At 45.8% G+C, this 3,405-nt stretch carries 4 protein-coding genes; 3 read left to right on the top strand and 1 reads right to left on the bottom strand.

Going from position 1 to position 3,405, the window contains the following annotated elements; all coding sequences use genetic code 11:
- Positions 1-118 precede the first annotated feature (118 nt).
- Positions 119-451, top strand: a complete 333-nt coding sequence (locus tag WBA89_RS26175; protein WP_193972776.1) for a DUF565 domain-containing protein — start codon at positions 119-121, stop codon at positions 449-451.
- 195 nt (positions 452-646) lie between these two features.
- Complete coding sequence (locus WBA89_RS26170) at positions 647-1,813, top strand: glycerate kinase (protein WP_424410556.1); 1,167 nt, start codon at positions 647-649, stop codon at positions 1,811-1,813.
- Positions 1,814-1,945: 132 nt separating this feature from the next.
- Here the strand turns inward: WBA89_RS26170 and WBA89_RS26165 are convergent, their stop codons facing one another.
- The gene (locus WBA89_RS26165) at positions 1,946-2,311 is read right to left on the bottom strand and encodes a hypothetical protein (protein WP_424410554.1); all 366 of its coding nucleotides are present in this window, start codon (positions 2,309-2,311) and stop codon (positions 1,946-1,948) included.
- 326 nt (positions 2,312-2,637) lie between these two features.
- Between WBA89_RS26165 and WBA89_RS26160 the strand changes: the two genes are divergently transcribed.
- Entirely contained in the window at positions 2,638-3,165 is a 528-nt protein-coding gene (locus WBA89_RS26160) for an orange carotenoid protein N-terminal domain-containing protein (RefSeq protein WP_424410552.1), read from the top strand.
- Positions 3,166-3,405: the final 240 nt, after the last annotated feature.

Below are 3,405 nucleotides of genomic sequence, written 5' to 3'. Positions count from 1 at the left end.
ATACCATCTTAGATGTTAAATTTAAAATTTTAGATGGCGGCATACAGACCCGGTAAACATTTGAAGTCGATCTCGAACCGCATTTTTTGACAACTCATCAGTATAAATTTTAACTTCTATGCAGAATACCCGAATTAACAGATTAATTGATGTTCTGGGCGAGCAATTCACGCGCTGGGCGAGCAATCCTTGGCGGCGGATTTCGCTTTTGCTAATTAGCTTGCTGTTCGGCACTTTTTTGGGAACAGCTATTTCGACGATCGCCGGACAATCCGCTGATTGGGATATTATCGCGGGCGCGCTGTTAGTATTGTTGACGGAGTTGGTGAGCCTGCTGGTTTATGGTTTCCCGCGGCTAAAAACCCGTTTTTTGTGGGTGGAAATGCTCAATGCTCTGAAAATTGGTGTGACTTACAATTTATTTGTGGAAGCTTTCAAGCTTGGCTCTTAAAAAGTTTTGAGTTGCAGGGGCGCTGCTTTTAAGCTCATCCCCACTGATAAATCCGGGGAATTTCGCGGGCGGGAAGTCGGCAAGCCAGTTGTCAGTTGTTAAAGCTTTTGCTGCTGGCTGCTATCTCGGCCAAGAGCAGCGCATCCCGCCAGATGGCCGTTTCTTGGTGAGTTTCCGCCCGATATTTTTAACAAGATGGATCGATCGAACTTAAATCCTGTAGAAATTTTAGAAGGATGGATAACTGGCGATCGCCCGCTAACCAACAAAAGCGCCCGCGAGTTAGAATTGCTGGCAGCTTGGGAACTTGCGGATGATGCCAGAGCCCGCGCTTTTAACATTACTCCTGACAATGCAGCCGATTTTGTCCGCCACAAAACCGATTTATTCTTTTCTCTGCTTTACGAACTGCATACTTTTCCGCTAAAGTCAACTGTTTTTCTCGAAACTTTGTGGAATCTTTGGCTGCCGCTGGCCATCCAATTATCGAAGGAAAAACAAAGTTTAAACCGTCCTCTAATTCAAGGGATTTTAGGAAGTCAAGGAACGGGGAAAACGACTTTATGCCAAGTTTTGAAGCTGATTTTGGGAAAACTCAAATATTCTACTGTCAGCATTTCTTTAGACGATCTTTACAAGACTTATGCCGATCGCCAACAACTCCAAAAAGCCGACCCGCGTCTAATTTGGCGCGGCCCTCCGGGAACTCACGATATTGACTTGGGAATCGCAGTTTTAGACAAGTTGCGCGGTTCTCCTGTGGGCGAATTAGCCGCAGTTGACAATCTAAAATCCGATGTCTTCCAAACCGATCTAATTAACAATATAATAGAAATTCCCCGATTTGACAAATCTGCCTGGGGTGGTGCGGGAGATAGAACTCAACCAGAAATTATTTGCGGTGCAGATATTGTACTGTTTGAAGGTTGGTTTGTCGGCGTGAATCCAGTCGCAGAGGCCGCATTGAACGAGTTTTTGGCGCAGCGGCCGTTTCCGATTTCTACAGAGGCTGACTGTCAGTTTGCGCGCGATATGAATGCGAAGCTGCACGACTATTTGGCGCTGTGGAACCGATTAGATCGGTTGATGGTTTTGTATCCGCGAGATTACCGCTTTTCTCAAGTGTGGCGCAATCAGGCGGAACGGGAAATGATGGCGGCGGGTAAGTCGGGAATGGGAGAGGACGAAATTAATCGGTTTGTGGAATATTTCTGGAAAGCGCTGCATCCTGAGTTATTTATTCAGTCGATGCTTTCGGGCGATCGGGTGGATTTGGTAATTGAAATTTTGGCCTCTCGGGCGATCGGAAAAATTGGTCGGGCGATCGACTTAAATTATGTCCGATCGATTGACAGCGATTAAAAGCCGGGCGGGTTTTTGAGATTGTCAATTATTATTGGCAAATCTTTTTGGTGAAGTGAACCCCTACCTTATTACGTGCAATCGACCCGACATGATATTACCATTCTGCCATCAATTGAGACGGCGGTTGAATTAACTGCCGGGTGTACCGCGTTCGATCGCCTTATCCACCAAATCGTCGGTAACATTGCCAGGTGTACCTGCGGGCTTAACTTCCTTAGCCATCGAACGAAAATCTTCGGGTTTGCTGCTTGAATCTGCCGGCTTTGCGACATCGCTAGCAGCGGGAATATCAAATTTAGGTTTAGTTGCAGCGGCGGCAGCTTTGGCACCTGCACTCGTGCGATCGACTTCACTAACGCTGAATTCTTTGGAAGCTTCGTAGTCTGCTGATACGTCAACCGCCTGCAACTTTTGTTCTCCAGCTTCCACATTTTCAGATATCTGCTGAGCGTCAAATGTTTGAGAGTTATTTGATTCTTTACTGACTTCAGACATAGCCGACTCCTTGCTACTTTTATTTAACAATTCACTTTCTCGATCGTCGCTTAATTGCCTTGCTTTTGCATCTGCCCGCAGATGTATCCCTGGCTTCTATCTTAAGGATGATTTCTGGGAGGGTAGCGGCTCGACATTACATTAATTTCCCCAAAAAATGCAACTTCAGGCCAGCTCCAAACCCTTACACAATCAGTTATGCCCCATTGTTCGATCTAAAATCGCAAATTGCAAATCGAAAATTGCATTACCTCTTGGGGATGGTGACTTCTACTTACAAATCTTGATATTTATATATTCTGGAACCCTTTTTAAGGAACTTATTTATGAACTCACCCGCCGAAACCAATTCTCACGCTACCTCCAAGGATACTCAAAACACGGTTAAGAAAATCAACGGGTTGGGTACAGATGAAAAACTGGCGCTCCTCTACTTTATTTATGAAAAAATGGGAGATTCAATTACGCCAGCCGCCCCCGCCGCCGCCGAACCCGAATTAGCTCCCGTGCTGCTAGACGATTTTTACAACCTTTCCAAGGACGAACAACTGAATATAATGCGAGCTATTGTCAACCGCGATGACACGCCTTATTCTCACGCTTACGGAGCTTTAACTGCTAACAATCAGTTGGTGGTTTGGTATGCTTGGGCTGTTGGTATGGGAGATAAAATTGTGGATATCCCCGAAGGATATGAGGCAACTGAGGCTGTCAATGGCGTGTTGGGTGAGATTGAAGCTTTGGATTTTGAACAGCAAATTTCGGTGCTGCGCGATGTAGCTAATAATATGGGCTACACCAATGTTAAACCAATTGATACTCAGGACAAAGTAGGAAAAACTTCTAGTCTTTAGTCGGCGGTTGACACCGCTGGGAGCATCTGGCGCTTGCAAAAAGTATTGTTTTAACGCCTGGGGAGCCGCCAGTTCGCTTGGTAACATACAGCGTTTCCGAGACGGATAAAATACCGTAGGGACTTAGGCTTTCGCCGTGTCCTTACGGGAATTTATCGCTCCGGGGCGTACTTCAGAAAGGTGGAATCTGCTCTATTTGCAAGCAATCTCTTGTTGAGATCGCGCTACAAATACAAAACA

Source organism: Microcoleus sp. (genome assembly GCF_049646505.1).
GTDB lineage: Bacteria > Cyanobacteriota > Cyanobacteriia > Cyanobacteriales > Microcoleaceae > Microcoleus.
Note: the sequence above shows the minus strand (reverse complement) of the source record. Positions and strands in the feature narration are given on the sequence as shown.